This window comes from Lampropedia hyalina DSM 16112 (assembly GCF_900129055.1).
Classification (GTDB): Bacteria; Pseudomonadota; Gammaproteobacteria; order Burkholderiales; family Burkholderiaceae_C; genus Lampropedia; species Lampropedia hyalina.
This window is the reverse complement of record NZ_FQUZ01000011.1, coordinates 23,762-48,984: the sequence shown is the minus strand read 5'-3', so window position 1 is coordinate 48,984 and position 25,223 is coordinate 23,762. Positions and strand designations below refer to the sequence as shown.

At 62.9% G+C, this 25,223-nt stretch carries 25 protein-coding genes and 1 riboswitch; of the genes, 19 read left to right on the top strand and 6 right to left on the bottom strand.

Going from position 1 to position 25,223, the window contains the following annotated elements; all coding sequences use genetic code 11:
* Positions 1 to 16 precede the first annotated feature (16 nt).
* Together BUE21_RS06080 and BUE21_RS14670 are read left to right on the top strand one after the other, a co-directional pair.
* Entirely contained in the window at positions 17 to 1,192 is a 1,176-nt protein-coding gene (locus BUE21_RS06080; RefSeq protein ID WP_073355806.1) for a c-type cytochrome, read from the top strand.
* A gap of 97 nt (positions 1,193 to 1,289) precedes the next feature.
* Positions 1,290 to 1,643: a DUF1840 family protein gene (locus BUE21_RS14670; RefSeq protein ID WP_073355805.1), complete on the top strand. Its 354-nt coding sequence runs from the start codon at positions 1,290 to 1,292 to the stop codon at positions 1,641 to 1,643.
* Positions 1,644 to 1,815: 172 nt separating this feature from the next.
* Here BUE21_RS14670 and BUE21_RS06070 read toward each other — a convergent pair whose 3' ends face one another.
* A complete protein-coding gene (locus tag BUE21_RS06070; RefSeq protein ID WP_073355804.1) occupies positions 1,816 to 4,083 on the bottom strand; it encodes a heavy metal translocating P-type ATPase in 2,268 nt (755 codons plus the stop codon).
* Positions 4,084 to 4,221: 138 nt separating this feature from the next.
* On the opposite strand from BUE21_RS06070, the gene BUE21_RS06065 reads away from it, so the two are divergent.
* Together BUE21_RS06065 and BUE21_RS06060 are read left to right on the top strand one after the other, a co-directional pair.
* Complete coding sequence (locus BUE21_RS06065) at positions 4,222 to 4,422, top strand: heavy-metal-associated domain-containing protein (RefSeq protein WP_073355802.1); 201 nt, start codon at positions 4,222 to 4,224, stop codon at positions 4,420 to 4,422.
* Positions 4,423 to 4,468: 46 nt separating this feature from the next.
* Positions 4,469 to 4,891 carry a MerR family DNA-binding protein gene (locus tag BUE21_RS06060; RefSeq protein ID WP_234971065.1) on the top strand — a complete coding sequence of 141 codons (423 nt, stop codon included), beginning with the start codon at positions 4,469 to 4,471 and terminating at the stop codon, positions 4,889 to 4,891.
* Positions 4,892 to 4,924: 33 nt separating this feature from the next.
* On the opposite strand, the gene BUE21_RS06055 is transcribed toward BUE21_RS06060, so the two are convergent.
* Positions 4,925 to 7,564 carry an AAA family ATPase gene (locus BUE21_RS06055; protein WP_073355796.1) on the bottom strand — a complete coding sequence of 880 codons (2,640 nt, stop codon included), beginning with the start codon at positions 7,562 to 7,564 and terminating at the stop codon, positions 4,925 to 4,927.
* Positions 7,561 to 8,685, bottom strand: coding sequence for a metallophosphoesterase family protein (locus BUE21_RS06050; RefSeq protein WP_073355794.1), 1,125 nt, complete (start codon positions 8,683 to 8,685; stop codon positions 7,561 to 7,563). Before BUE21_RS06050 ends, BUE21_RS06055 begins: the two co-directional genes overlap by 4 nt.
* A gap of 159 nt (positions 8,686 to 8,844) precedes the next feature.
* Positions 8,845 to 8,947, top strand: a riboswitch (TPP riboswitch).
* Positions 8,948 to 9,022: 75 nt separating this feature from the next.
* Here BUE21_RS06050 and BUE21_RS06045 point away from each other — a divergent pair.
* Both BUE21_RS06045 and BUE21_RS06040 read left to right on the top strand, forming a co-directional pair.
* Positions 9,023 to 9,808: a 3-oxoacyl-ACP reductase gene (locus BUE21_RS06045; protein WP_073355792.1), complete on the top strand. Its 786-nt coding sequence runs from the start codon at positions 9,023 to 9,025 to the stop codon at positions 9,806 to 9,808.
* 13 nt (positions 9,809 to 9,821) lie between these two features.
* Complete coding sequence (locus BUE21_RS06040; protein WP_073355788.1) at positions 9,822 to 11,093, top strand: LLM class flavin-dependent oxidoreductase; 1,272 nt, start codon at positions 9,822 to 9,824, stop codon at positions 11,091 to 11,093.
* Between the two features lie 14 nt (positions 11,094 to 11,107).
* On the opposite strand, the gene BUE21_RS06035 is transcribed toward BUE21_RS06040, so the two are convergent.
* Positions 11,108 to 12,091 (bottom strand): LysR family transcriptional regulator, encoded by a 984-nt coding sequence (locus BUE21_RS06035; RefSeq protein ID WP_073355786.1) that lies wholly within the window; start codon positions 12,089 to 12,091, stop codon positions 11,108 to 11,110.
* A 404-nt stretch (positions 12,092 to 12,495) separates the two neighbouring features.
* Here BUE21_RS06035 and BUE21_RS06030 point away from each other — a divergent pair, with 404 nt between their 5' ends.
* From BUE21_RS06030 to BUE21_RS05980, 11 genes are all read left to right on the top strand, one after another.
* Positions 12,496 to 13,983 (top strand): 2-hydroxymuconic semialdehyde dehydrogenase, encoded by a 1,488-nt coding sequence (locus tag BUE21_RS06030; protein WP_073355784.1) that lies wholly within the window; start codon positions 12,496 to 12,498, stop codon positions 13,981 to 13,983.
* 19 nt (positions 13,984 to 14,002) lie between these two features.
* The gene (gene dmpE, locus BUE21_RS06025; RefSeq protein ID WP_073355839.1) at positions 14,003 to 14,797 is read left to right on the top strand and encodes a 2-oxopent-4-enoate hydratase; all 795 of its coding nucleotides are present in this window, start codon (positions 14,003 to 14,005) and stop codon (positions 14,795 to 14,797) included.
* Positions 14,794 to 15,582, top strand: coding sequence for a 2-oxo-3-hexenedioate decarboxylase (gene dmpH / locus BUE21_RS06020; RefSeq protein WP_073355782.1), 789 nt, complete (start codon positions 14,794 to 14,796; stop codon positions 15,580 to 15,582). The genes dmpE and dmpH overlap by 4 nt, the downstream gene beginning before the upstream one ends.
* Before the next feature lie 31 nt (positions 15,583 to 15,613).
* Positions 15,614 to 15,826, top strand: coding sequence for a 2-hydroxymuconate tautomerase (locus BUE21_RS06015; RefSeq protein WP_084522935.1), 213 nt, complete (start codon positions 15,614 to 15,616; stop codon positions 15,824 to 15,826).
* A 43-nt stretch (positions 15,827 to 15,869) separates the two neighbouring features.
* The gene (locus BUE21_RS06010; protein WP_073355780.1) at positions 15,870 to 16,784 is read left to right on the top strand and encodes an acetaldehyde dehydrogenase (acetylating); all 915 of its coding nucleotides are present in this window, start codon (positions 15,870 to 15,872) and stop codon (positions 16,782 to 16,784) included.
* Complete coding sequence (gene dmpG, locus BUE21_RS06005) at positions 16,781 to 17,866, top strand: 4-hydroxy-2-oxovalerate aldolase (RefSeq protein ID WP_073355778.1); 1,086 nt, start codon at positions 16,781 to 16,783, stop codon at positions 17,864 to 17,866. Before BUE21_RS06010 ends, dmpG begins: the two co-directional genes overlap by 4 nt.
* Positions 17,867 to 17,906: 40 nt before the next feature.
* Positions 17,907 to 18,905: a VOC family protein gene (locus tag BUE21_RS06000; protein ID WP_073355777.1), complete on the top strand. Its 999-nt coding sequence runs from the start codon at positions 17,907 to 17,909 to the stop codon at positions 18,903 to 18,905.
* 123 nt (positions 18,906 to 19,028) lie between these two features.
* Positions 19,029 to 20,576, top strand: coding sequence for a 4-hydroxyphenylacetate 3-hydroxylase N-terminal domain-containing protein (locus BUE21_RS05995; protein ID WP_073355775.1), 1,548 nt, complete (start codon positions 19,029 to 19,031; stop codon positions 20,574 to 20,576).
* The gene (locus BUE21_RS05990; RefSeq protein WP_073355772.1) at positions 20,573 to 21,196 is read left to right on the top strand and encodes an FAD synthetase family protein; all 624 of its coding nucleotides are present in this window, start codon (positions 20,573 to 20,575) and stop codon (positions 21,194 to 21,196) included. The genes BUE21_RS05995 and BUE21_RS05990 overlap by 4 nt, the downstream gene beginning before the upstream one ends.
* On the top strand, positions 21,189 to 21,668 hold the full coding sequence (locus BUE21_RS05985) for a flavin reductase family protein (protein WP_073355768.1): 480 nt from the start codon (positions 21,189 to 21,191) through the stop codon (positions 21,666 to 21,668). The genes BUE21_RS05990 and BUE21_RS05985 overlap by 8 nt, the downstream gene beginning before the upstream one ends.
* Positions 21,669 to 21,715: 47 nt before the next feature.
* Complete coding sequence (locus BUE21_RS05980) at positions 21,716 to 22,618, top strand: SphA family protein (protein WP_084522959.1); 903 nt, start codon at positions 21,716 to 21,718, stop codon at positions 22,616 to 22,618.
* A gap of 15 nt (positions 22,619 to 22,633) precedes the next feature.
* Here BUE21_RS05980 and BUE21_RS05975 read toward each other — a convergent pair whose 3' ends face one another.
* Positions 22,634 to 23,509, bottom strand: coding sequence for an alpha/beta fold hydrolase (locus BUE21_RS05975; protein ID WP_073355764.1), 876 nt, complete (start codon positions 23,507 to 23,509; stop codon positions 22,634 to 22,636).
* On the opposite strand from BUE21_RS05975, the gene BUE21_RS14450 reads away from it, so the two are divergent.
* Together BUE21_RS14450 and htpX are read left to right on the top strand one after the other, a co-directional pair.
* Positions 23,508 to 23,816 (top strand): hypothetical protein, encoded by a 309-nt coding sequence (locus tag BUE21_RS14450; RefSeq protein WP_143164440.1) that lies wholly within the window; start codon positions 23,508 to 23,510, stop codon positions 23,814 to 23,816. The two genes, BUE21_RS05975 and BUE21_RS14450, sit on opposite strands and share 2 nt — an antisense overlap.
* Positions 23,813 to 24,667, top strand: a complete 855-nt coding sequence (gene htpX, locus BUE21_RS05965; protein ID WP_073355758.1) for a protease HtpX — start codon at positions 23,813 to 23,815, stop codon at positions 24,665 to 24,667. The genes BUE21_RS14450 and htpX overlap by 4 nt, the downstream gene beginning before the upstream one ends.
* A gap of 46 nt (positions 24,668 to 24,713) precedes the next feature.
* On the opposite strand, the gene BUE21_RS05960 is transcribed toward htpX, so the two are convergent.
* On the bottom strand, positions 24,714 to 25,169 hold the full coding sequence (locus tag BUE21_RS05960) for a YchJ family protein (protein ID WP_073355756.1): 456 nt from the start codon (positions 25,167 to 25,169) through the stop codon (positions 24,714 to 24,716).
* Positions 25,170 to 25,223 lie beyond the last annotated feature (54 nt).

Below are 25,223 nucleotides of genomic sequence, written 5' to 3'. Positions count from 1 at the left end.
GCAGCGCACCCAGACCATGACCCCGCCCCCGCTCAGCGAATGGCTGAATGAACTGCTGCTGGCCCTGCAATGGCTGCAAAACCTGGTGCTGCTGGCCTGGTACTGGCTCACCGGCCAGACCACCGACTTCGGCCAGCCCGCCTGGCCGCTGGAACACCGCGTGGCCGCCGAAGTGCTGCGCATCGACCACCAATTGGCGCGGCAGGTACTCTACAGCCTGATTGGCGCGCCGCTGCTGTGGCTCACGCTCATCGTCGCCCTGTGCTGGCGGCGGCTGCGCTGGTGGCTGCTGGCCGGATTCGTGCTGGGCGTGGGGCTGATTCCCTGGCCAGCCCCGGAACTGGTGTTCACCACCGCCTACCCCAGCAGTTTCCACCAGTCACCCACGCTGTTCGCCGCCGACTCCATCGTGCGCGGGCGCACGCTCTACCAGCAGAACTGCCTCTCCTGCCACGGCGCGGACGGCAGTGGGCAAGGCGAGCGGGCATCGTCGCTGTCGCGCTGGCCGCCCCACCTCGCCAGCCCGCTGCTGGGGCGCAAGGCCGATGGCGAGCTGGCATGGCACATTCTGCACGGCATGCAGGATCACCGTGGCCAGCCCACCATGCCCGGCTTTGCCGGACAGATCAGCCCGGACGACGTATGGGCACTGCTGGACTACATGAAGGCCCTGGGAGCGGGCACCGGCGTGCAGCAGCAGGGCCTGTGGCCGATTCCACTGGCCCTGCCCGACTTCACCGTGCAATGCGAAAACCAGCCGCCACAGCCGCTGCACCAGATGCGCAACCGCCAGCGCGTGCGCCTGATCGCCGCAGGCAGCGAGGCCGATGCCAACTGGCTGGAAGACCCGCGCCTGCTCACCATCATGCTCACCCCCGACGCAGACACGCAACGCCACCCGCAGATGCAGTGCTGGAGCGACAGCCGCGCCGCCTGGGACAGCCTCGCGCTGATGGCCGGAGTGGCCGAAGACGCATTCGCCGGTGTGCAGTTCCTCGCAGACCGGCAGGGCTGGCTGCGCGCGCGCTCACTCGATGTCTGGAGCGACAGCGACTTCCTCTGCACCAGCACCAGCGACACCGATGGCGCACCTGCCGCCGCCTCCCCACGCCCTGCCGACGGACTGGGCGAACTCATCGACCGCATGGATGCCGAGCCGGTGCGCTACGTCAAGGGCGGCTTTGCGCATTGATGAACAGAGTGAGCGGCAAGAACGTGTCACACCGCACACCGCCAATCCGGTTTACAGTGCGAAAGCCGTGCATTCACGCTCGTATCAGGAGACACCCATGTTCAAGTTTCAGTCGCGCTCCAACGCGGCCATTCTGTATTTCAATGCCGATGCCCAACGCCTGCTGGACATCGTGGGCAAGGAAGCCAGCCCCCAGGGCATTCTGACGCAGCAACAAATCCCCGCCGCCATCGCGGCACTCGAAGCGGCCATCCGTGCCGAAGATGAACGGCTGCAAGGCACCCCGCCCGAGCCGCAGGCTTTTGTGCCCATTCCCCCCCAGCCGGAACCCGGCCACGACACCGACACGCCCCCCGTGCAAACCGTGTCACTGCGCCAGCGCGCCCAGCCCCTGCTGCAACTGCTGCGCGAGAGCCATGCGGCCGACGAGCCGGTGGTGTGGGGCGTTTAGGGAAGGTCTGCAAAACTCTTGCGGTAAGCCCGCGCCCGCCAGTGGGATGCAGCGCAAGGCGGATTTTGCGGTCAATAGCGGGGCTATTGACCGCAAAAGCCAACGCGGCGATGCGCCCAGTGGCGGGATGCGGGCGGCGCAACGGGTTTTGCAGACCTTCCTTAGAACGTACTTATCCACGCCGGGGTTTCCAGCGCGTCAGCAGCAAGGCGTTGGCAATCACACTGACGCTGGAGGCGGCCATGGCCGCACCCGCCACCACCGGGCTGAGCAGGCCAAAGGCGGCAAACGGAATGCCCAGCACGTTGTAGGCAAACGCCCAGAACAGGTTCTGGCGGATTTTCGCCACCGTGCGGTGTGACAGTTCCAGAGCCTGCCCCACCAGGGCCACGTCACCGCGCATCAGCGTGATGCCTGCCGCCTCCATTGCCACATCCGTGCCATTGGCCATCGCCATGCCCACATCGGCAGCGGCCAGTGCGGGGGCATCGTTGATGCCATCGCCGACCATGGCCACCACCTTGCCATCGCGCTTGAGGGCGGCCACGGCAGCGGCCTTCTCGGCAGGCAACACCTGGGCACGCACCCGGTCGGCGGGAATGCCCAGTTGCGCGGCCACCGCCTGCGCTGCCTGCGGGTTGTCGCCCGAAATCATCACCACCTCCAGCCCCTGTGCCTGCAACTGCGCAATCGCTGCCGCCGCGCCGGGCTTGGAGGCATCGGTGAAGGCCAGCAACGCCACGGCCTGGGGCGGCTGCGCGGCAGAGGCGGCATCTGCGTCATGGTGCATCAGCACCGAGACGGTGGCCTGCGCAAACGGCTGCCGCGAGAGCAGCGACGGCTCGAACACCACGCCCAGCTCACGCGCCCATGCCACACTGCCCAGCAGCCAGGTCACGCCGTCGGCCACGGCACGCACTCCCCGGCCCGGCACATCCTGAAACTCCACCACCGGCTGCACTGCCACCCCGCGCTGCTCTGCGGCCTGCACCACCGCCCGGGCCAGTGGGTGGGTGCTGCCGTTTTGCAGGCTGGCGGCCATGCACAGCAAAGTGTCTTCGGTAGCGGGAGCATGGGGCAAGGCATGCAGGGCCTCAAGCCGGGGCTGCCCCACCGTCAGGGTTCCGGTCTTGTCGAACGCGACCACCTGCACCCGGTGAGCCAACTCCAGCGACTGCGCATCCTTGATGAGAACGCCATGCCGCGCCGCCACGCCCGTGCCCGCCATGATGGCTACTGGAGTGGCCAGCCCCAGTGCGCAAGGGCAGGCGATCACCAGCACCGCGACGGCATGAATCAACGCCTCTTCGATGCCACTGCCATACAGCAGCCAGCCCACCAGGGTGACGGCAGCAATCACCAGCACCACCGGCACGAACACCTCTGCCACCCGATCCACCAGCCGCTGAATGGGGGCTTTGGCCGCCTGCGCATCTTCCACCAGCCGGGTGATGCGCGAGAGCACCGATTCCGCCCCCACCGCACTGACCTGCACCAGCAGCCGCCCCGTGCCATTGATGGAACCGCCCGTCACCCCACTGCCCACCCGCTTGAGCACCGGCAGCGGCTCGCCGGTGAGCATGGATTCGTCCACCTCCGACGCACCATCGAGCACCAGCCCATCGGCAGGCACGCGCTCGCCCGCACGCACGGCCAGCCGGTCGCCCACCATCACCTCGGCCATCGGCACGTCGGTTTCTTCGCCCAGTGCGTCCACCAGCCGCGCCGTCTCGGGGCGCAGGTTCTGCAAGGCCCGGATGGCCGACAGGGCCTGCCGCTTGGCACGCGCCTCCAGCCACTTGCCCAGCATCACCAGCGCGATCACCACCGTGGAAGCCTCGAAATACAGATGCAGCGGCTCAGTGGCCGTGCCGTGCCCGGCATGCGCATCCACCGGCACGGGCGACTGGCCGTGTTGCCACCACAGCCACAGCGACAGGCCATAGGCCGCGCTCGTGCCAATCGCCACCAGCAAATCCATATTGCCTGCCCGCGCCTTCACCGCATGCCAGCCTGCCCGGTAGAAACGCCATCCCAGCCCGAACTGTACCGGCGTGGCCAGCAGAAACTGCACCCAGGCCGGTGGCATCCAGTGCAGGCCAAAGGGTTGCAGCAGCATCGGCAAGACCAGCGGCGCGGCCAGCAGCAAGCCCAGAGCCACCGGCGCAAACCCCTGCCAGCGGCTGGGGCTGGCAGTTGCCGACGGCGCACCGTCCGGCTGCGCACGCGGCGTATAGCCCGCATCGCGCACGGCCCGGCGCAGGCGTGCGGCCATGTCCTCGGATGCAGCGATCTGAATGCGTGCGGATTCGGTGGCCAGATTCACGCTGACCTCCTGCACGCCCGGAACCTTGCGCAGCGCACGTTCGACCCGCGCCACACAGGACGCACAGGTCATGCCATCGATGCCAAGGTCATGGGTCTGGAGATTTTCTTGCATTTGGCCAGCATAAACCCTGACACCGTGGCAAGGTCAAACACCCTGTCTGCCCGACCCTTCAGCGGGATTTTCTGGCTTCATGGTCCATGCGCTGCATGGTAAAGTGACCCCATTGCCCCACAACCCAAGGAGACTGTGATGAACCAGACATTCAAGATCAAAGGCATGACCTGTGAACACTGCGCCAGTGCCGTGCGCAAGGCCGTACTGAAAACAGACAACACCGCGCAAATCCAGATCGACCTCGCCACCGGCCTGACCAGCATCAACAGCAGCCAGCCCCGCGCCACCCTGATCGCCGCCATCGAGGAAGAGGGCTACACCGTCACCAGCCCCTGAGCGGCACAGGCTCTGGCGCAGGCTTCAGCATATGGCCAGCCACAGCATGTCCAGCCCACTGACCATTGGCCAGGCCGCCGCGCAAAGCGGCATTTCGGTGCGCATGATTCGCCACTACGAAAGCCTGGGCCTGCTGCCAGCCACCGTGCGCAGTGCCAGCGGCTACCGCCAATACGGCCCGGCAGACCTGCACACGCTGGGCTTCATCCGGCGGGCACGCGAGCTGGGTTTTTCCAGTGCGGAAATCCGCCAGCTTCTCACCCTGTGGCAACAACGCAGCCAGGATCACACCCAGGTTCGCGCCATTGCCCAACAGCATCTGGACGACCTCACCCGGCGCATCCAGGGCCTGCAAGCCATACAGCAGACCCTGCGGGAGTTAGTGCAACATTGCCAGTACGGCACCCAGCCCGAATGCCCCATCCTGCAAGACCTGGCAGCTCCTGACGCGGCCTGCCCGCAGCCTTGATGCGTACCCCATGAAAAGATCGTGAACAGGTTTTCAGGCACCGGCCCTGAGCGATTGCATCTCGCGTGCAGTCACCCCCAGATCGTGCCATTTGTCTGGGTGGCAGGTGAACAGCAGAATCTGGTGTCGCCGGGCAGCATCGAAAAGGATGCGCTTCATCGGCTCCAGTCGCTGGCGGTCGCTGTGAACCAGCGCGTCATCCAGAATGATGAGGGTGGGCCGGTTGGCCTCCTGGAGCAGGTCGGCGTAGGCGAGGCGGCTGATAAGACCCATTTGCTCACGGGCACCGAAGCTGAGCATGGCAAAGCTGTCGCGTGCTTCCCGGTGGTGGCTGGTGCGTACCAGTTGTTCAGGGATCAGGTTTTCATCCACGCGGAGACTGGCCTGCGGAAACATCAGTTGCAGATAGCGGTCGAGGTGGCGTTGCAGCGGCTGCTGCAACCGTTGCACCAGTTCCTGGCGTTTGGCCTGCAACAGTTGCAGCAACGCATTCAGGGCAGCGGCACGGCGACTGAGTTCATCGCGGCGGCGTTCCACCCGTTGCTGTTCCAGCAGCAGTGAAGTGCGTTGCTCTTCCAGCCCCTGGGCACCAAGGGCTTCCAGACTGGTTTGCAGGCGATCGCATTCCTGGGCGCGCTCCTGGGCAATTTTTTCCATGCCATCGGCGGTACGACTCAGGCGTTCGATGTCCTGGCGCAGCAGTTCGGGGTTCGCGGCGTCGATTTCCTGCTGACGGTGCGAGATGGATGCCCGCAAGGCCGATTCCATGCCTTGCAGTTCCAGCCGCTGGGCGTGGAGTTGCTGTTCGCGCTGCTGGCGTTCGGCGGATTGAAGCTCGCGTTCGACTCTTTGCCATTCCGCATCGGCATTGCGCCATGCCTGCTCGGCCAGACTGAAGTCCCGGCGGAAATCCGCCTCGGCCTGTTCTGCTGCCTTGAGTTTTTCGCGCGCGGCTTCCGATTGGGCCTCGGCATGGGCCACGCCAATGCAGTCAATTGCCACGGGGGACGCATGGGTCTGCTGCTGCTCCAGCAGATGCAGGCGTTGCCGCTGCAATTGCAGCTCCTGTTCAAGTTCGGCCACCCCTTTGGACGCGCATTGGTGCAGACGCAATTCGTTGTGGCGGATTTCTTCCTGAAGGCTGCGGCACTGCTGGGCACGCTCCTGGGCCTGGGCAAGGTCTGCCACCCCCATTTTCTCCAGCATGGCAGCAAACCGGTCTTGCCGGGTCTGCTGGCGACGCGCCAGATCCGCCACGTCTTCGCCGCCGGGCTGTATGTGCAGCACTCCCATGCCCTCTATCGACAGGCTCACCGGCTCCAGCAGCAAACGCTCACCTTGCCCCTCCAGCACCTCATCGCCCCATTGCAAGCGTTGGCTAGGCTCCAGTGCAAATTGCAGCCGGGTCGCCACTGCTTTGCGCTGAATCTCCAGATCGCTGCATTCCTGACGGAGTTTCTGCAATTGCCCCAGTTGCCGGGTGTCGATGTGCAGGGCTTGCAGTTGGGTGCGCTGTGCCAACAGCCGGGATTGCAGCTCCTGCGCCTGCTGCCACGCGCTTTCGGTAGTGGCCAGTTCTTCGCGCAGCAAGGCCAGCTCACGCACCAGGGTGTTGTGCTGTTCCTGCTGGCGGGCTTGCGCAAGGGCTTCGCGTGCCTGCTGGTAGGTGGCCTGCGCCCGGCACAGTACCGTCTGCACCTGCGGTTGGCGTGCCTGCACCTCCTCCAGTGCGGCGGCGGCCTGTTGCCGAGCCATGTCGCGCTGCTGGCATTCCTGCTGTTGCCTAGCGAAGTGGCGCAGTTGATCGCTGCACCACTGCTGCATTTCCTGGCAATGTTGCAGATCGCGTTGCTCGCGCTGCTGTTCCAGCACCCATCTTTCCACCTCTGCCAGCCGCGCCTGCGTTTGCCGCACCTGCTGGCGGTAATGCTCCCAGGGTCTGGCGGTATCGTCGCGTTGCAACTGCTGCAATTCACCCAGCCGATCGACCTGCTGGCGGTAGGTCGCAATCCGGGTGTCGATCTCCTCCAGCTTCGCCCGATATTGCCCATGCTCTTGCAGAATCCGGGCGTAATCGCCGGTGGGTTTGCCGCTGGGGGTCAGCAATATCGCGCGCTCACGCTGCACCAGAGCCGTCATGCCATCGCCCGCACTGCTGGCCACTTCGCCCAGTGTCTGGCCCAGCGCGGACTTGAGGTGATCGCCCGCATGGGTAACGGCAGTGTGAATGTCCTGCCCGGTGCCCTGCTCGATCCACAGCAGGCCCGGAATGCCCCAGTGCTCGGCCTTGCTGGCTCCGCGTCCGGCAAACTGGTAGCCCAGCAGGCCCGCCAGCATGTCTTCGGCTTCCTCCCCGTCGAACGACTGATCGCCCTTGCGCAGATCGCAGCGTTTTTGCCGAATGAATCGTTTGGCCAGATGCCAGCACTCGCCCTGCCACTCAAATTCCAGTTCGATCGAGGGGGCGGCAGCGGAATCACCCCAGGGCTGCAAATCTTCCACACTGCTGGAGCGGTAACGCTCGAAAAAAGCCGCACGGATGGCACGCACCAGCGTAGTCTTGCCCGATTCGTTGGGGCCAGTGAACAAATTCAGCCCCGGCTCCAGCCCGCGGATCTCCAGGGGCTGGCGAAACTGGCAGAACTGTTCCACGCGCAAGCGACGCAACTTCATGTCCGGCCCTCCTGCTCCCGCAACAAACCCGCCAGAATGCTCAGGGCCTCGCGGGCCACTTCTGCTGCTTCTGTCCCTTCGGCCTGTTGCTGTTCACGCAGTTCGTGAATGACTTCACCCAGATAGCCATCGGCATGCAGGGCAGCCACCTCCTGATCGGTAGGCAGGATGCGCAGTCGGCTCTCATCCCATTGCAGACTGCGGCATCGGCCTTGCGCCACCGACAATGCCTGCTGGAGGCGGTACCGCGCGGCCAGATCGAGATGCCCCGTCAGCTCCAGATGCAGCACCGCATGGTCAGGCAAAGCCTTCAGGCGTTCGATCCATGGCTCCAGATCGGACTCCACCGCCAACACCACACGCCACTGCTGCCAGTGATAATGCCCCACAGCGTGCGACTGCACGCATGGCCCCGGCTCACCATCGGGCCAATCCACCAGCAGCACATGACCTGCATCGTTGTCCTTGAAACGGTCTTGCTCGGGCGTTCCGCTGTACCAGGTATTCCCATCGATCTGCCTGCGGCCATGCCAGTCACCCAATGCCAGGTAATCCAGGCGTGCCCGGCGGGCGCGGTCGGCGGCAATCGGATTGGGCGAATCGATATCCTGCGCCAGCAGCCCCTGCACACTGCCATGCGCCAGCCCAATGCGCAAAAGGCCAGAGGCCGTTTCGGCGGCATCGAACCACTCGGTCAGATCGCTGTGGGTCTGACGCTGCGTCAGCGGTGCGGCCAGCACCGCAATGCCCAGATCAGGGAAAGGCAGCACCTGCGGCTCACACGCCACATGCACATGTGGGGGAATGGCCGCCAGACGCCGGGCACGGCTCCAGACGCTTTCGGCCAGCGCAGCGTCGTGGTTGCCGGGAATCACGACCCACGGCCCGGCAAATCCCTGCAAGGCGTTGAACAAGCGGCGGATAGTACGGTCGGACACCGTCTGCGCATCGAACACATCTCCCGCCACCAGCACTGCCTGGACCTGCTGCTCCACAGCCAGCGCAGCCACGCGCTCAATCGTGGAGAAACGGGCCTCGGCCAAGGCCGCCGCATCCTCCGGTGCAAAACGCCCATACTGGCGACCAATCTGCCAATCGGCAGTGTGCAGAATTCGTGGCATAACAGTTCCGTGCTGGCAAGTTTCAAAGCATGAATAGAGGCGGCCAGCCCTCGCCACCGATCCATTCTTTTCAGGTTTGGATCATAGGCCCCTGCATGGCCAATTCAGGCGCAAAACCATACCGTGGAAGAACTACAATCATCCCGCGCACTTTCAGCGCACACCGACACGGGGTGTCCCGTCCACGCTGGACAGGGCTGAGATCACACCCGTTGAACCTGATCCAGTTCATGCTGGCGAAGGGATGTCACCCGCCCTGCCCGGCCATTGCGCCGGGTCGGGGCATGGCCTCTTCGTCTGGCACGCATTTCCTGCCCGATTCCAAGGAGAAGAAGCCATGACCAACACCCAGCCATCCCCCCTGCCCCTTGCGGCGCAAACCGTACTTGTCACCGGTGCGGCACGCGGTCTGGGGCTGCACATTGCACAGGCCTTTCTGCGCGAAGGCGCACGGGTCGTCGTGAACTACCACCGCAGTGCCCAAGCCGCACAGGCACTGGCCGCCCAGTGGCCACAGCAAGCCCTGGCGGTACAGGCCGATGTCTGCGACCGCGAGGCCGTGCAGGCACTCGTTGCACAGGCGCGGCAGCACTTCGGCACCCCCATCAGCACCGTGGTGAACAACGCCCTGCCCTCCTTCCAGTTCAACGGCGATGCCCGTGCGCACGCCGACCACCTGACATGGAACCACATGCAGCAGCAACTCGAAGGGGCCGTGCGCGGTGCGCTGCACACCACCCAGGCCACACTGGCAGGCATGCGCCAGCTCGGCTTGGGCCGCATCGTCAATATCGGGACCAATCTGGTGCAGAACCCCGTCGTTCCCTACCACGACTACACCGCCGCCAAGGCCGCACTGCTGGCCCTCACGCGCACACTGGCGCAAGACCTGGGGGCCGATGGCATCACCGTGAACATGGTCTCAGGCGGCCTGCTGCGCACCACCGATGCCTCGGCGGCCACGCCCGATGCCGTCTTCAATCTGATTGCCGCCAGCACCCCGCTGCGGCGCGTCACCACCCCCGCCGAACTGGCCGATGCCGTGCTGTTCTTCGCCTCGCCGTGGGCACGCGCCATCACCGGGCAAAACCTGCTGGTCGATGGCGGGCTGGTCAAACACTGAAGGAAACGCCACGATGATGCACCTGAACCTGTTCATCCTCGCCTGCGGTCATCACCGTGCCGCCTGGCGACACCCACATTCTGCCGTCGAGCAACTGGCCGACATCCGCTACTACGAAGCACTGGCACGCATTGCCGAGCGCGGCAAATTCGATGCCGTGTTCTTTGCCGACGGGCAATCCGCCTACGATGTCAGCGACTGCCCATTCTGGGTGCTGGAGCCACTGACGGCACTGGCCGCCATGGCACGCGCCACCGAACGCATCGGACTGGTCAGCACCATCTCCAGCACCTTCTACACCCCGTTCCATGCGGCGCGGCTGCTGGCCTCGCTGGATCACATCTCGCAAGGGCGCGTGGGCTGGAACGTCGTCACCTCCATGTTCGATGCCGAAGCGCGCAACCACGGCTACCCGGCCATGCCCGACCACGACTGGCGATACCGCCGGGCCGAAGAATTCGTGCGGGCCACCCTCGGACTGTGGCGCACCTGGGATGCCGATGCCGTGCGCATGAACCGCAGCGGCGACTTTGCCGATGCCAGCAAGGTGCACCCGCTGCTGCACCAGGGCGAGCATTTTCTGGTCGATGGCCCGCTCAACACCCTGCCCATGCCACAGCGCACCCCGGTGCTGTTTCAGGCCGGTGCATCGGAACAAGGACGGGACTTTGCCGCCCGCCACGCCGAAGCCATCTACGCCGTCGCCTACGACCTGCCCGCCGCCCAGGCCTACCGCCAGGACATCCACCAGCGCGTGCGGGCCACCGGGCGCACCGCGCCCGTTCCCGTCATGCCTGGGCTGGTCACCTACGTCGCCTCCACCGAAGCCGAAGCGCGCGCCCAACAGCGTGAACTCGACGAACTGCTGCCCACCGACACCTCCTTGCAGCAACTGCAAATGTTCATCCAGCAGGACTGTTCACAGTGGGCACTGGACGAACCGGTTCCCGATCTGCCGCCGCTGCAAGCCTTCCTCGGCCCTCAGGGACGCTACGCCACGATCTTGCGCATCATCGAAGTCGAACGCCCCACCCTGCGGCAACTGCTGGGACGGCTGGCCGCCGGTGGCGGCCACTGCACCATGGTCGGAACGCCCGCATCCATTGCCGACGAAATGGAACGCTGGCTGCGCGAAGGCGGTGCCGACGGCTTCAACCTCATGCCCCCGTCCCTGCCCGGCAGCATCGAGGACTTTGTCGAACAGGTCGTGCCCGAACTGCAAAAACGCGGCCTGTTCCGCCGCGACTACACAGGCCGGACTCTGCGCGATCACCTGGGGGTTTGATTACCGCCAAGGTTTCATGAAATGGTGTGCCCTGCCATGCCCGGAGGTGGATTTTCGGAATGGCCCTGGCGTTGCGGCTTGACCGCAGTTTTCCGGTTCTTCTGCTTGCGGGCGACCCTGACAAAGTTCTGCAGAAGCGGGGAGTTGTCATCCTTGCGGTGGATCATGCACAAATTGACAATCGCCTTGTCCAGCCGGTGCAATGGCACATAGACCACCCCCGGCAATTTCAGGTTGCACGAGGAGTCCACCACCAGACTCAGCCCCACGCCAGCCGCCACCAAGGCCACGGCAGTGACCACATCGTCCACTTCCTGTTCCAGATGCAGTTGCAGGTTCTGGGCATGGAAGAGGCGCATGACATGATCGATGAACCCCGGACGAGGCTTGCGTGGATACAGAATCAGGGGCTGTTCGGTGAGATCGGCCAATGCCAGCTCCCGGTGCTTGGCCAGCGGGTGTGATATGGGAACGGCAACGTGCATTCGTTCGGTGAGGAGAACCTCCCACTCCAGGCCGATCTCATCCTCAAAATAGCGATTGAATGCCAGCGTCAAACGCCGTTCGTGCAAGGCCTTGATCTGGCTGCCGCGATCCAGATTGTGCAGCACCACCTCGACCTGCGGATAGAGGCAGCGATAGTCCTGAATGATGCGCGGCACGAAATTCAGCCCAGCCGAACCGAACACGCCGATGTCGATCCGGCCCAGCTCTCCCCGTCCGGCAATACGGCTGCGATCCAGTGCCTGCTCCGTCAGTGAGAGGATGTTCTGTGCATCTTCGAGCAACATGCGTCCCGCCGTGGTCAGTGCCACGCCGCGAGGCTGGCGCACGAACAGCTCGGTACCGAGTATGTCTTCCAGTTGTTGCACCTGCCGGGTCAGTGGCGGTTGCGTGATATGCAATCGATCGGCGGCGGCCCGAAAACTGCCTTCCTGCGCCACACTGACGAAATAACGCAAGTGCCGCATCTCCACTGCTGCGAATTTCGTGTTCATGCAGGTTCCTTTTCTGGTCTTGTTCAATATACCGATTGGGTATTGATTGTGCCATTCAAAAGTATTGGACGGTATGGGTTGATTTGTTTAAATTTCAACCACACAAGAAGTTCCTCCATACGGAACAGCGCAAGGAGACAAACATGACATTCCACATTTCAGAGCAAGACCAGCATCAGGCTCTTGTCTTGGGTTCAAGACCCCGTTGGCATCCAGCAGCCGGGATGCCACCTCCATCTCCCTGATGGGCCAACAGGCTGCCATGCGCCCACTTCGTCCATGAAGTGGCTTGCAGTGGGCCAGCACCTTCGATTGACCACCACATTGACTGCATGGCGACGCTGTGCGGTACGCCCTTCCTCCGCCCTGTTGGCGGTAACGACGATGACGAAAGAGTCTGCACCATGACACATCATCCAGCATCCCCCCATCCGAAACAATTTCAACATTTCATTGATGGCCGTTTCACTGCCAGCAGCAGCGGCAGGACATTCGAGAAACGCCGGCCGACTGACAACGCCTTGATCGGCCATGTGAGTGAGGGTGGACAGGAGGAAATCGACGCGGCGGTACAAGCCGCCCGTGCCGCACTGGACGGCCCCTGGGGACAGATGTCGGTGGAAGAACGCTCCGCACTGCTGGACCGCGTGGCAGACGAAATCACCCGGCGTTTCGACGATTTCGTCGCTGCCGAAATGGCGGATACCGGCCAGCCCCGCAGCATGATGGAACATGCCTTCATCCCGCGCGGTGCCGCCAACTTCAAGATCTTTGCCGATGTGGCCAAGAACGTTGCGACGGAAGCCTTTCAAACTGCCACGCCAGACGGTGCGGGTGCGCTGAACTATGCGATTCGTTCGCCCAAGGGCGTGATCGGTGTGATCTGTCCCTGGAACGCGCCTCTGCTGCTGATGACCTGGAAAGTCGCTCCGGCACTGGCCTGCGGCAATACCGTGGTGGTCAAGCCCTCGGAAGAAAGCCCCGGTACAGCCACCTTGCTGGGTGAGGTGATGAATGCGGTAGGCATTCCCAACGGCGTGTACAACGTGGTGCACGGGTTTGGGGGCCATTCGGCTGGCGCATTCCTGACGGCGCACCACGACGTGGATGCCATCACCTTCACCGGTGAAACCCGCACCGGCGCAACCATCATGAAGGCCGGAGCCGACACCATCAAGGATGTCTCGTTCGAGTTGGGCGGCAAGAACGCCGGTATCGTTTTTGCCGATTGTGACTTTGAAGCCGCCATCGAAGGCACGATGCGCTCGGTCTTCCTGAACTGCGGTCAGGTTTGCCTGGGCACAGAACGCCTGTATGTGGAGCGGCCGATTTTCGAGCGTTTCGTCGCAGCCCTGAAACAGCGTGCCGAGGCCCTGAAGCCCGGAGACCCGCAAGACAGCAGCACCACGCTGGGGCCGCTCATCAGCGATGCACAACGTGCCAAGGTGCTCTCGTACTACGAAAAAGCCAGGGCAGAAGGCGCGATCGTGGTCACAGGCGGAGGAGTGCCGGAGTTGCCAGGCGATCTGGCGCAAGGGTTTTGGGTACAGCCCACCATCTGGACTGGCCTGCCCGAAAACGCAGCCGTGGTACGCGAGGAAATATTCGGCCCGTGCTGCCACATCGCGCCATTCGATGACGAAGCCGAAGTCGTCCGTCTGGCCAATGACACCCCTTATGGCCTCTCCACCGCCATCTGGACCCGCGACCTCTCGCGTGCCCACCGGCTGGCCGCCAGGATCGACGTGGGCATCGTCTGGGTGAACTCCTGGTTCCTGCGCGATCTGCGCACCCCCTTTGGCGGCTCCAAGCAGTCCGGCATTGGCCGCGAAGGCGGCGTTCACTCGCTGGAGTTCTACACCGAACTGCGCAACGTCTGCATCAAACTCTGAAAGCGACATTCCCATGCCTCTGGATTCACAAAGCATCAACCGCTACGGCGACGAACTGTACGACGCACTGCTGACGCGCCAGGCCATTGCACCGCTGCTGGAGCGCGAACCTGACCTGGGCATCGACGATGCCTACCGGATTCAAAGCCGGTTGGTGGCACGCCGCGTGGCGGCAGGCGAGACCGTCGTGGGCAAGAAGATTGGAGCCACCAGCAAGGCCATCCAGAATCTTCTGGGAGTACACCAGCCGGATTTTGGCCAACTGACCTCGGGGATGGCCTACGAGGAAGGGCAGGACGTGCCGCTGGACGGCCTGATCCAGCCGCGTGCCGAAGCCGAAGTGGCCTTTGTGCTCAAGCGCGATCTTCATGGCCCCGGCATCACGGCAGCCGATGTGCTGTATGCCACCGACTACGTCGTGCCCTGCTTCGAGATCGTGGATTCGCGCATCACCGACTGGAAGATCAGGATTCAGGACACGATTGCCGACAACGCCTCCTGCGGTGTCTATCTGCTGGGCAAGACGCGCCTGCACCCCACGCAACTGGATCTGAATCTGGCTGGCATGGTACTGGAGCGCAATGGCGAGCTGTTCGACACCGCCGCCGGTGCGGCCGTGCAGGGCGGCCCGGTCAATGCCGTGGTCTGGCTGGCCAACACGCTGGGCAGGCTGGGAATTCCATTCCGGGCGGGCGAGGTGATTCTGTCCGGCTCGCAATCGTCACTCGTGCCCTGTGTGCCGGGCGAAACCCTGCGTTGCAGCGTCGGCGGCCTGGGGTCCTGTTCCATCCGCTTTGCAGGAGCTGCATCATGAGCCTTTCTCCCACCATCATCCGCGAACTGGCCGATACCGTGCAGCATGCGCAAGACCATGCCCACACCATCGAAAAACTCACCATCCGCCACCCTGAACTGAGCATTGCCGATGGCTATGCCGTGCAGGACGAACTGCGCCGCCGCTGGCAGGTGCGCGGCGAGCGCGTCACCGGCTTCAAGGCAGGATTGACCTCCAGGGCCAAGATGGAGCAGATGGGAGTGCATGTGCCCGGCTTCGGCATCCTGACCAATGCCATGGCACGCCCGGAAAACAGTGCCATCGACACCCGCGAACTGATTCACCCCCGTGTGGAAGCAGAAATCGCCTTCGTGCTGCGCGAGGAGTTGCGCGGGCCAGGCCACAGCATCGAGGACGTGCTGGCCGCAACCGATTTCGTGATTCCCGCGCTGGAAGTCATCGATTCACGCTTTGAGAAATTCAAGTTCGACCTGGAAAGCGTGATCGCCGACAACAGCTCGTCTTCCCGCTACGCCAGCGGTGGGCGGCCCCGCAACCCGCGCGATCTGGACCTGCGCACCGTGGGCGTGGTGATCGAGAAAAACGGCGAAATCCAGGCATCGGGAGCCGGAGCCGCCGTACTCAACCACCCTGCCAATGCCATCGTGCTGCTGCTGGAGCATCTGGCTGCACGCGGTGAATATCTGCCGGCAGGCAGCTTCATCCTGACCGGAGCCATCACCGAAGCGATTGCCGTAAGCCCCGGCGACAGCATCGTGGCCCGTTTTCAGAACATGGGCAGCGTCTCGCTGCACTTCGTCTGACTCCACCCACAGAAAGAGAAAGGAACCCCACATGCCGATCATCGAATTTCATCTGATGGAAGGACGCACAGTCGAGCAGAAACGCCAGTTGTGCGCCGCAGTCACCCGCAGCGTGGTGGACACGCTGGGTGTCAGGCCCGAGCAGGTACGCATCCTCATTCACACACTCACGCCCGAGCATTTCTCGGTCGGCGGCATCACGGCGGCAGACAAAGCCGCCCAGGCCGCCCAGCAGAACGAGTGATGCGACTGCGCCCATAGAACCAAGACCGAAAGGATTTTTTCGCATGAGCAAAATCAAGTGCGCCATCATCGGGCCGGGCAACATCGGCACCGATCTGATCTACAAACTGCGCCGCAGTCCGGTGCTGGAGCCGGTATGGATGGTCGGCATCGACCCTGCATCCGAAGGCCTGAAACGCGCCCGTGACTTCGGCCTGAAAACCACGGCAGAAGGCGTGGACGGGCTGCTGCCCCATGTGCTGGCAGACGGTGTGCAGATTGCCTTCGATGCCACCTCCGCCTATGTGCATGCCGAAAACTCGCGCAAGCTCAACGAACTGGGCGTGCTGATGATCGACCTGACCCCGGCGGCCATCGGGCCGCTGTGCGTACCGCCGGTGAACCTGCAAACCCATGCGGCCAACAACGAGACGAATGTGAACATGATCTCCTGCGCGGGGCAGGCCACCATCCCGATCGTGCATGCCGTCTCGCGCGTGCAGGCCGTGGACTATGCCGAGATCGTCGCCAGTCTGGCCTCGAAATCCATCGGCCCCGGCACCCGCGCCAACCTGGATGAATTTACCTACACCACATCGAATGCCATCGTGAAAGTGGGTGGTGCACGACGCGGCAAGGCACTGGCCATCATCAACCCGGCAGAGCCGCCGATGATCATGCGCAACACCATCAACTGCATCACGGACGTGGAGCCGGATCAGCCGCGCATCATCGAGTCGGTACTGGAGATGATCGAACAGGTGCAGAAGTATGTGCCGGGCTATCGCCTGGTCAATGGCCCCGTGTTCGACGGCCAGCGCGTCACCGTCTTCATGGAGGTCGCTGGGCTGGGCGATTACCTGCCCAGGTATGCGGGCAATCTGGACATCATGACCGCCGCCGCCAGCCGCACGGCAGAAATGTTCGCCGAGGAAATTCTGGCCGGACGCCTGCAACCCAGCACCAAGGAGGCCGCATGACCACGCTCCACCCCCTCAAAGGTCGCAAGATCATCCTGCACGACATGTGCCTGCGCGATGGCATGCACGCCAAGCGTGAGCAGATTTCCGTGGAACAAATGGTGCAGGTCGCGACCGCACTGGACGATGCCGGTGTGCCGATGATCCAGGTCACGCACGGCGGCGGGCTGGGCGGCAACTCCATCCAGCATGGCTTTGCGCTGGCCTCCAACGAAGAGTACCTGCAAGCCGTGGTTCCCCGCATGAAGCAGGCGGTGGTTTCGGTGCTGCTGATCCCCGGTCTGGGCACCATGCGCGAGCTGCAATCGGCCCATGAATGCGGCGCGCGCAGCGTCCATGTGGCCACCCACAGCACCGAGGCCGACACCTCGCCACAACACATTGCCTATGCCCGCAAGCTGGGCATGGATGCCAGCGGCTTTCTGATGATGTCACACCTCAACGACCCGGCAGGGCTGGCACAGCAAGGCAAGCTGATGGAATCCTATGGTGCGCAAACCGTTTACATCACCGATTCGGCCGGCTATATGCTGCCCGATGACGTGCGGACACGGGTGGCCGCATTGCGTGACGCACTGAAGCCGGAAACCGAGATCGGTTTTCATGGCCACCACAACCTGGGCATGGGCGTGGCCAACTCGATTGCCGCAATCGAGGCTGGCGCAAGCCGCATCGATGCCTCGGTCGCCGGTCTGGGCGCAGGAGCAGGCAATACGCCGCTGGAAGTCTTTGCCGCCGTGTGTGACCGCATGGGCATCGAAACCGGTGTGGACCTGTTCAAGCTGATGGACATGGCCGAGGACATCATCGTGCCGCTGATGGACCACATGGTGCGCGTGGATCGTGACTCTCTCACACTGGGCTATGCAGGGGTGTACTCCACCTTCCTGCTGCACGCCAAACGCGCCGCTCAACGCTTTGGGGTACCGGCACGCGACATCCTCGTCGAACTGGGCCGCAAGAAGATGATCGGCGGCCAGGAAGACATGATCGAAGACACCGCGATGACCATGGCCAAGGAACGTGGCCTGCTCACGGAAAACCATTCTGGCCAGCGCAGCCGGAGCGTGACCGCAGGTTGAGATGCCATTCAGCAACCATTTTTTTCAACAGGAGACAACAATGAGCCACCAAGACAACCGATTCGAAATTGCCCATCTCGCGCGTGCCGAATTACTGACCCCCGTACCAGAGAAGACCGAATGGTTCTTCACCGAATTGCTGGGCATGTACGTCACCAAACGGGAAGGACAGTCCGTGTACCTGCGCTCCTATGAGGACCCCTACCAGTGGAGCCTGAAAATCACCGAAGCCCCCTCGGCAGGGCTGGGCCATCTGGGGGTGCGAACCACTTCGGCGGCCGCGCTGGATCGACGTGCAGACGCACTCAAGGCAGACAGCGTCAATCTGTCCTGGGGAGAAAACGAATTCGGCTATGGCAAGACCCTGCACTTCCAGACCCCCGACGGGCATGGCGTGTCGGCCTTCTGGGAAGTGGAGAAATACGTCGCACCACCAGCATTGCAAAGCAAGATTCTGACCCGTCCATCGCGCAAGCCCCTCAAGGGGGTGCCTGTCAAACGGCTCGACCACATCAACCTGATGGCATCCGACATCACCCCCGTGCGTCGTTCATTTGAACGCCATCTGGGCTATCGCACCACAGAGTCCGTGCTGAACGGGAACGTCGAAGTGGGGGCCTGGATGACCACCAATCTGCTGGGCCATGAAATTGCCACCATGCGCGACTCCACCGGGGCACGCGGTCGCCTGCACCACCTGGCGTTCTTCTATGGATCGCTGCAACACAACACGGATGCGGCAGAAATGTTCCGTGAATACGACATCGAAATCGAGGTCGGCCCGGATATCCACGGCATCACCCAGGGAGCCTTCCTGTATGTGATGGAACCCGGCGGCAACCGCATCGAACTGTTCGGCAACACCGGCATTCTGCACCTCGATCCCGATGCCGATACCAAGGTCTGGGACTTCAACGACTTCGATGTGGGTCTGGCCATCGGTGGCGCAAAACTTCCGCCCACCTATTTCACCTATGGCACCGGCGGCACGCTTTCGGCAGAGGCACAGGCCGACCTGTCCCGTCTTGCCAGCGTCTGACCAGAAATCAGCCCCGTTTTCGCCAGGCTATGCACGCCCCGGCTCCCCTTGCGAGCCGAGGCATGAATCCCCCGTGCCCCCAGAGGCCCAGGGCAATCAAAAAGAACCCATAAGGAGACAACAATGTCAGACGAGCACAAGATCGTTGCGCCCTATACCGGTGCCGAATACCTGGAATCCCTGCGCGATGATCGCGAAGTCTACATCCACGGGCAGCGCGTCAAGGATGTCACGACCCACCCGGCATTTCGCAATTCCGCCCGCATGCTGGCACGCTGGTACGACCGGCTGCACGCCAGCAAGGACAAGATCGGTGTGCCAACCGATACGGGTTCCGGAAGCTGGACACACCCGTTTTTCCAGGGCCCCAAAACCGCCGAGCACCTGCTGCAATCCCGCGATGCGATTGCCGAAACCCAGCGTGCCGCTTACGGCTGGATGGGACGCTCGCCAGACTACAAGGCATCCTTCATCGGCACACTCGGAGCCAATGCCGACTATTACGGCGAGTATGCAGAAAACGCCAGACGCTGGAACCGGCTGGCACAGGAGCGGGTGGTGTACTGGAACCATGCCATCGTCAATCCCCCTGTGGATCGCCACCTGCCCATCGAGGAAACCGGCGGAGTATTCATCCACGTCGAAAAAGAAACCGATGCCGGGCTGATTGTCTCGGGAGCCAAGGTAGTGGCCACCGGCTCGGCCCTGACCCACGCCTCCTTTGTGGGCCACTACGGCGTACCCGTCAAGGACAAGAAATTTGCCGTCATCTTCACTGCCCCCACCCACTCGAAGGGCTGCAAGCTCATCAGCCGTGCCTCCTATGAGTTGAATGCTGCGGTCATGGGTACGCCCTTCGACTACCCCTTGTCGAGTCGGCTGGACGAGAACGATGCCATTCTGGTGTTCGACAAGGTGCTGATTCCCTGGGAAAACATCTTCATTTATGGCGACATCGAGGCTGCCAACCGTTTCGTACCCGCATCCGGTTTCGTGCCACGCTTTCTGCTGCATGGCGTGACCCGGCTGGCCATCAAGCTCGACTTCATTGCCGGGCTGTTTTCCAAGGCCCTCGAAGTCAGTGGCGTCCATACTTTCCGTGGGCCACAGACTGCCGTGGGCGAGGTGATTGCCTGGCGGAATCTGTTCTGGGGACTTTCCGATGCCATGGTCAAGAGTCCAGTCGCATGGGAAGGCACAGAAGGCTATGTACAGGCCAATCCCGCCTACGCAGCCGCCTATCGCGTATTCGCACCAACCGCATACGCCCGCATCAAGCAACTGATCGAACGCCATGTGGCCAGCAGTCTGATTTATCTTCCCTCGTCGGCACTGGACTTCGAAAGCGACGAAGTGCGTCCCTATCTGGATCGCTTTGTACGCGGCTCCAACGGCATCGTGGCACTGGACCGCGTCAAGCTGCTCAAGTTGCTGTGGGATGCCATGGGGTCGGAATTCGGCGGCCGCCACGAACTGTACGAACTGAACTATGCCGGCAATTACGAAGATATCCGCATCCAGACCATGATGATGTCGCAGGCCTGCGGCGAACTCGGAGCAATGCAGCAAATCGTAGCCGACTACATGAGCGAGTACGATTTGAGCGGCTGGCTGGCCAAGGACATGGTCAATCCCTGGGATGTCAATCAGCTCGGCAAGCTCGTTCCATGATTGGCGAGTTTTGCGCTTGCAGAACCCCGGTTGTACCGGAAGGCACGCTTTGCCTGGCGGCCAGCATCGTGACCATCGGTGCCTTCGATGGCGTGCATCTGGGCCATCAGGCACTGATTGGCACGGCCGTCACGACCGCACGGGCACAGGGCGTCGCCTCGGTGGTATGGACGTTCGATCCACCACCCAAGGTTTTCTTCACCGGCGCAGCCCAGCTTTGCACACTCGACGACAAGCTGGCCCGGATTGCTGCCCTGGGGCCGGATCATATTGTGTTGGCGCGCTTCAACCGCAGCTACCGCACCCGCACGGCAACACAGTTCTTGCAGGCACTGGCACAACTGCACCCGGTGCAAGTGCATGTGGGCATGGACTTTCGCTTTGGAGCCGGACAGGCAGGAGATGTCGCACTGCTGGCGCAGCACTTCACCACGCGCATCCACGAAACCGTGCGCTGTGAACAGCAGGAAGTAGTCTCTTCCAGCCGCATCCGCACCCTTCGGGCACAGGGCCAACAGGACTGTGCACAACGGATTCAGGGCATCGCACACGCTGAAAAACTGCTGACCGGCTGGATGCTGGTCGATCACCAACTCGATGAAAGGGACAGCCATGTCTGACGCAATCAATGGCATTGCCTTGAGAAATGCCTGCGGCCGCTTTGCCACCGGTGTGACCGTGATTACCACCAGCGATGGTGACGGCAGCCACGGCATGACGGCCAACGCCTTCATGTCGATCTCGCTCGACCCACCGCTGATCGCCATTTCGCTCGACAACCGCTCCAAGATGCTGGCCAAGCTGAAAGCCTCCCGCCAGTATGCCGTCAATATCCTGGGCGAAAACATGGAGCACATCGCCCTGCACTTCGCAGGCCGCCACAACAGCGAGCTGGACAACATCCTGGTGAGCAAGAACGATCTTCCCGTGGTGGCAAACGCCCCGGTACAACTGATTGCAGATGTCGTCAATGAAGTGGCTGCGGGAGACCATACCCTGTTCATCGGCCAGGTTCGCGCCATTCACAGTACCGAGAATGTCGCGCCCTTGCTGTTCCACAGCGGCCGCTTCAACCGGCTCGGTGCTGCATAGCCACCTTTCCCCCTTTGTTCATTTCCATTTCCTGCAAGGAGCAATACATGCACTCAAGATCACCACGGTGGATGGGCCTGCGGCTCTCGGTCATTGCCTGCGCCTGTTGCGCTGCATCGGGCAGTATGGCCAGTGAAGGGGGCGGTCTGGCGGTCTATGCAGACGGCCTGGAAAACTTCATGGTCGGTGCCCTGCCACCGCCCGGTGTGCATTTTCTGCTGTATGGCGGCAGCATGCACTACGACAAACTGCGCGGCGATGCGGGCGAATCCCTGCTGGCGGATTTCAAGGTCGATACCCGATTGCTGGTGCCCCGCCTGATCTGGGTCACAGACCGGCAAATGCTGGGAGGACAGTTCGTGCTGCATGCCGTTGCCCCGGTACTCGACATCGACTTCCGCGCCAACGGCGCACGCTTCAGCCAATCCGGGCTGGGCGACATCACGCTGGGAGCGGGGCTGGGCTACCATGCGTCATCCGCACTGCACTATATCGTGGGCCTGGATGCGGTTGTTCCCACCGGAGACTATGACCGCGACGACCCGGCCAGCCTGGGAAAGAACCACTGGGCATTGCAGCCCTTCTACGCCCTCACCTACACCCAGCCCAGCGGACTGAATGCCGACCTGAAACTGATGTTCGACATCAACCTGCGCAACAAGGACACCGATACCCGCTCCGGTCAGGCCATTCATGCCGATTACAGTGCAGGCTGGGGTTTGGGCAATGGCTGGGTGCTGGGCCTGGGAGGCCATGTCTTCCAACAGGTCAGCGACGACAAAGGCCCCAACCGGGCGCAAGGCAAAGCACAGGCCCTGGGCATCGGCCCTTCGATTCGCTATGCGAATGCCGACGGCTGGCTGCTGACCCTGAAGTGGCAAAAGGAATTCGAGGTACGCAACCGCCCCGAAGGCCAGCAACTCTATCTGAAGCTGGCCATTCCCTTCTGAGCATGCCGATCGCGTTCAGTCCACCAAAAACGCCTGCACCGCGCGGTTGAATGCTTCGGGTTGGTCGAGTGGCAGCAGGTGGCGAGCGCGTTCGATGCCGATGAACTGTGCGCCGGGGGTGCGGCGCACGGCTTCGGCCACATCGTCGGCATAGACCATCGGGTCGTCGCTGCCGCGCAGCCACAGCGTGGGCACCCGCATGTCGGGCAGTTCCGGCAGAAAGTCCAGTTGCATGGAAAATGGCTCGAAGGCTTCGATCTGCCAGTCATCCAGTGCCTTTTCACCGTGGCGCGCCTGGCGTTCGGCCTCCTGCTGGCAGGCCAGCACGATGGCCTCGAATGCCGGAGTGGCCTCGCCCTGCGACAGTCCCTTGCGCAGCGTGTCGCGAATCAGCTCTGGCTTCTTGGCCAGATAGCGGGCATTCCAGCGTTGCACCGGCGCGATGCGCGTGAACGCCCAGGTCAGCAACTGCGCCTTGCGCTTGGCCCCGATGCCTGCCGGGGCCGCCAGCACGGCCCTGTGGACGCGCTCGGGATGGTGCAGCGCGTAGCCCATGGCCACGCCCGCCCCCATCGACAGCCCCACCAGATGCACCTTGCCCACCGCCAGCACGTTCAGGGCTTCGTGGACGATGCGTTCCAGCAAAGCCTGATCGACCAGCGTATCGCCCCAGGGGCGGCTGGCTCCGTGGCGCGGAAAATCCAGCGCGTACACGCGGTGCGTCTGCGCCAGCACGGGGGCCAGGTGCATCCACGACAGCTCCGCCCAATCCAGCATGGCACCGTGCAGCAACAGCACGGCGGGCGCGTGGGCAGCCCCGGCGGCATAAATGCGCACCGGCCCACTTGCCAGCCGGTGGTCGCTGAATTCGGAATAGACGATATGGCCCATGACAGTTTCCTTCCCTCTCAAAGTCCGAGATGCCTGCGCATTGCCCAATCATCGAATATGGGCAGGCAGAGCAGGGATTCTTGCAGGATTTCTGAACAGGCGAAAAGTTTCTGCTGGCCCAATGGCCCGGATACACCCCAACGCCAACGGGCATTCCCTTGAACTTCTGTCGCTGGAGCGCATCTTGCATAATGGTATTTTTCACCGATGCCAATGCGTGCAACAGGCTGTTTTCTTCATGGATTTCAAACAGCTTCACGGCAGAAACGGCATTCTTTCGATCATTTTTCACAGGAACCCACGATGACACGAATTCTTCTTTTTGTGGCCACCAACATGGCGGTGCTGCTGGTGCTGGGCATCATCACCAGCATTCTCGGGGTCGATCCGAAAAGCCAGGGCGGGCTGCTGCTGATGGCCCTGGTGATGGGCTTTGGCGGCTCCATCATCTCGCTGCTGCTGAGCAAGACGATGGCCAAGCACAGCATGGGGGTGCGCATCATCAACCAGCCCACCAACCAGGATGAGGCGTGGATTGTCGAGACGGTGCGCCAGTTCGCCGAGAAATCCAATATCCGCATGCCGGAAGTGGGCATTTACGATGGCCCACCCAATGCGTTTGCCACCGGTGCATTCAAGAATTCATCGCTGGTGGCGGTCTCCACCGGCCTGCTGCAAAGCATGACGCACGAGGAAGTGGAAGCGGTCATCGGCCACGAAGTGGCGCACGTCGCCAATGGCGACATGGTGACGATGACGCTGGTGCAGGGCGTGACCAATACGTTCGTGATCTACCTCTCGCGCGTGATCGGCTCCATCGTCGATGGCTTTCTCAACCGGGGCAACGAGCGTTCCGAAGGCGGTGGAATCGGTTATTTCGTCACCGTGATGGTGTTGCAGGTGGTGCTGGGCTTTCTGGCCTCCATCATCGTGGCCTGGTTCAGCCGCTACCGTGAATTCCGGGCCGACGAAGGCGCGGCGCGCCTGATGGGGCAACCGCATTCGATGCAGAAGGCCCTGGCCCGGCTGGGCGGCCTGAGCACCGAAGACCTGCCGCAGAATCTGGCCACCATGGGCATTGCCGGTGGCATCGGCAAGCTGTTCAGCACCCACCCGCCCATCGAGGAGCGCATTCAGGCGTTGCAGAAACTCTCCTGATCCGGGTGCCTTCCCGTGAACTCCCAGCCCCTGTTCAGGGGCTTTTTCATGGCCGGGAACCGGGGAAGTCGCCATCCAGATAAAACCACTGGCCGTGTTCGCGCACGAAGCGGCTGCGCTCGTGCAGGCGCACGGCGCGGCCATGCACGCGGTAGCGTGCGACGAACTCCACTTCGCTGCGGTCGGCATCGCCGGGCACACTGCCCGGCAGGTGGCGTTTGACCTCCAGCCCCAGCCATTGCGCCTGCGGCTCGAAATCCAGCGCGGCCGGGCGGGTGCTGGGGTGCCAGGTCTGGAGCAGGTAATCGGCCCGCTCCCGCACAAAGGCCGTGTAGCGCGAGCGCATCAGGTGTTCGGCATCGGGCGCGAGGGCATCGGGCCACTGTTCAACGTAGCGGCCACAGCACTGTTCATAGGTGGGCAGAACCTGGTGGGCAACGATGGGCTGCCCCACACGGCAGGGGCAGGACGGAGCAGAAGAATGGGATGCAGCGCGTTTCATGGGTATAGGGATGGGCGATGGCAAAAGCCGTCGATTGTGCGGGAAAACCGTGCG

Bases quoted from the DNA above. Each gene is read 5' to 3' on its own strand.
- BUE21_RS06080 (WP_073355806.1), top strand. From the start codon at position 17: ATGACCCCGCCCCCGCTCAGCGAATGGCTGAATGAACTGCTGCTGGCC.
- BUE21_RS05990 (WP_073355772.1), top strand. From the start codon at position 20,573: ATGATTGGCGAGTTTTGCGCTTGCAGAACCCCGGTTGTACCGGAAGGC.
- BUE21_RS06015 (WP_084522935.1), top strand. From the start codon at position 15,614: ATGCCGATCATCGAATTTCATCTGATGGAAGGACGCACAGTCGAGCAG.
- BUE21_RS06030 (WP_073355784.1), top strand. From the start codon at position 12,496: ATGACACATCATCCAGCATCCCCCCATCCGAAACAATTTCAACATTTC.
- dmpG (WP_073355778.1), top strand. From the start codon at position 16,781: ATGACCACGCTCCACCCCCTCAAAGGTCGCAAGATCATCCTGCACGAC.
- BUE21_RS05995 (WP_073355775.1), top strand. From the start codon at position 19,029: ATGTCAGACGAGCACAAGATCGTTGCGCCCTATACCGGTGCCGAATAC.
- BUE21_RS06010 (WP_073355780.1), top strand. From the start codon at position 15,870: ATGAGCAAAATCAAGTGCGCCATCATCGGGCCGGGCAACATCGGCACC.
- BUE21_RS05985 (WP_073355768.1), top strand. From the start codon at position 21,189: ATGTCTGACGCAATCAATGGCATTGCCTTGAGAAATGCCTGCGGCCGC.
- BUE21_RS05980 (WP_084522959.1), top strand. From the start codon at position 21,716: ATGCACTCAAGATCACCACGGTGGATGGGCCTGCGGCTCTCGGTCATT.
- BUE21_RS06065 (WP_073355802.1), top strand. From the start codon at position 4,222: ATGAACCAGACATTCAAGATCAAAGGCATGACCTGTGAACACTGCGCC.
- htpX (WP_073355758.1), top strand. From the start codon at position 23,813: ATGACACGAATTCTTCTTTTTGTGGCCACCAACATGGCGGTGCTGCTG.
- BUE21_RS05975 (WP_073355764.1), bottom strand. From the start codon at position 23,509: ATGGGCCATATCGTCTATTCCGAATTCAGCGACCACCGGCTGGCAAGT.
- BUE21_RS14450 (WP_143164440.1), top strand. From the start codon at position 23,508: ATGACAGTTTCCTTCCCTCTCAAAGTCCGAGATGCCTGCGCATTGCCC.
- BUE21_RS14670 (WP_073355805.1), top strand. From the start codon at position 1,290: ATGTTCAAGTTTCAGTCGCGCTCCAACGCGGCCATTCTGTATTTCAAT.
- BUE21_RS06045 (WP_073355792.1), top strand. From the start codon at position 9,023: ATGACCAACACCCAGCCATCCCCCCTGCCCCTTGCGGCGCAAACCGTA.
- BUE21_RS06070 (WP_073355804.1), bottom strand. From the start codon at position 4,083: ATGCAAGAAAATCTCCAGACCCATGACCTTGGCATCGATGGCATGACC.
- dmpH (WP_073355782.1), top strand. From the start codon at position 14,794: ATGAGCCTTTCTCCCACCATCATCCGCGAACTGGCCGATACCGTGCAG.
- BUE21_RS06055 (WP_073355796.1), bottom strand. From the start codon at position 7,564: ATGAAGTTGCGTCGCTTGCGCGTGGAACAGTTCTGCCAGTTTCGCCAG.
- BUE21_RS06050 (WP_073355794.1), bottom strand. From the start codon at position 8,685: ATGCCACGAATTCTGCACACTGCCGATTGGCAGATTGGTCGCCAGTAT.
- BUE21_RS06040 (WP_073355788.1), top strand. From the start codon at position 9,822: ATGATGCACCTGAACCTGTTCATCCTCGCCTGCGGTCATCACCGTGCC.
- BUE21_RS05960 (WP_073355756.1), bottom strand. From the start codon at position 25,169: ATGAAACGCGCTGCATCCCATTCTTCTGCTCCGTCCTGCCCCTGCCGT.
- BUE21_RS06035 (WP_073355786.1), bottom strand. From the start codon at position 12,091: ATGAACACGAAATTCGCAGCAGTGGAGATGCGGCACTTGCGTTATTTC.
- BUE21_RS06060 (WP_234971065.1), top strand. From the start codon at position 4,469: ATGTCCAGCCCACTGACCATTGGCCAGGCCGCCGCGCAAAGCGGCATT.
- BUE21_RS06000 (WP_073355777.1), top strand. From the start codon at position 17,907: ATGAGCCACCAAGACAACCGATTCGAAATTGCCCATCTCGCGCGTGCC.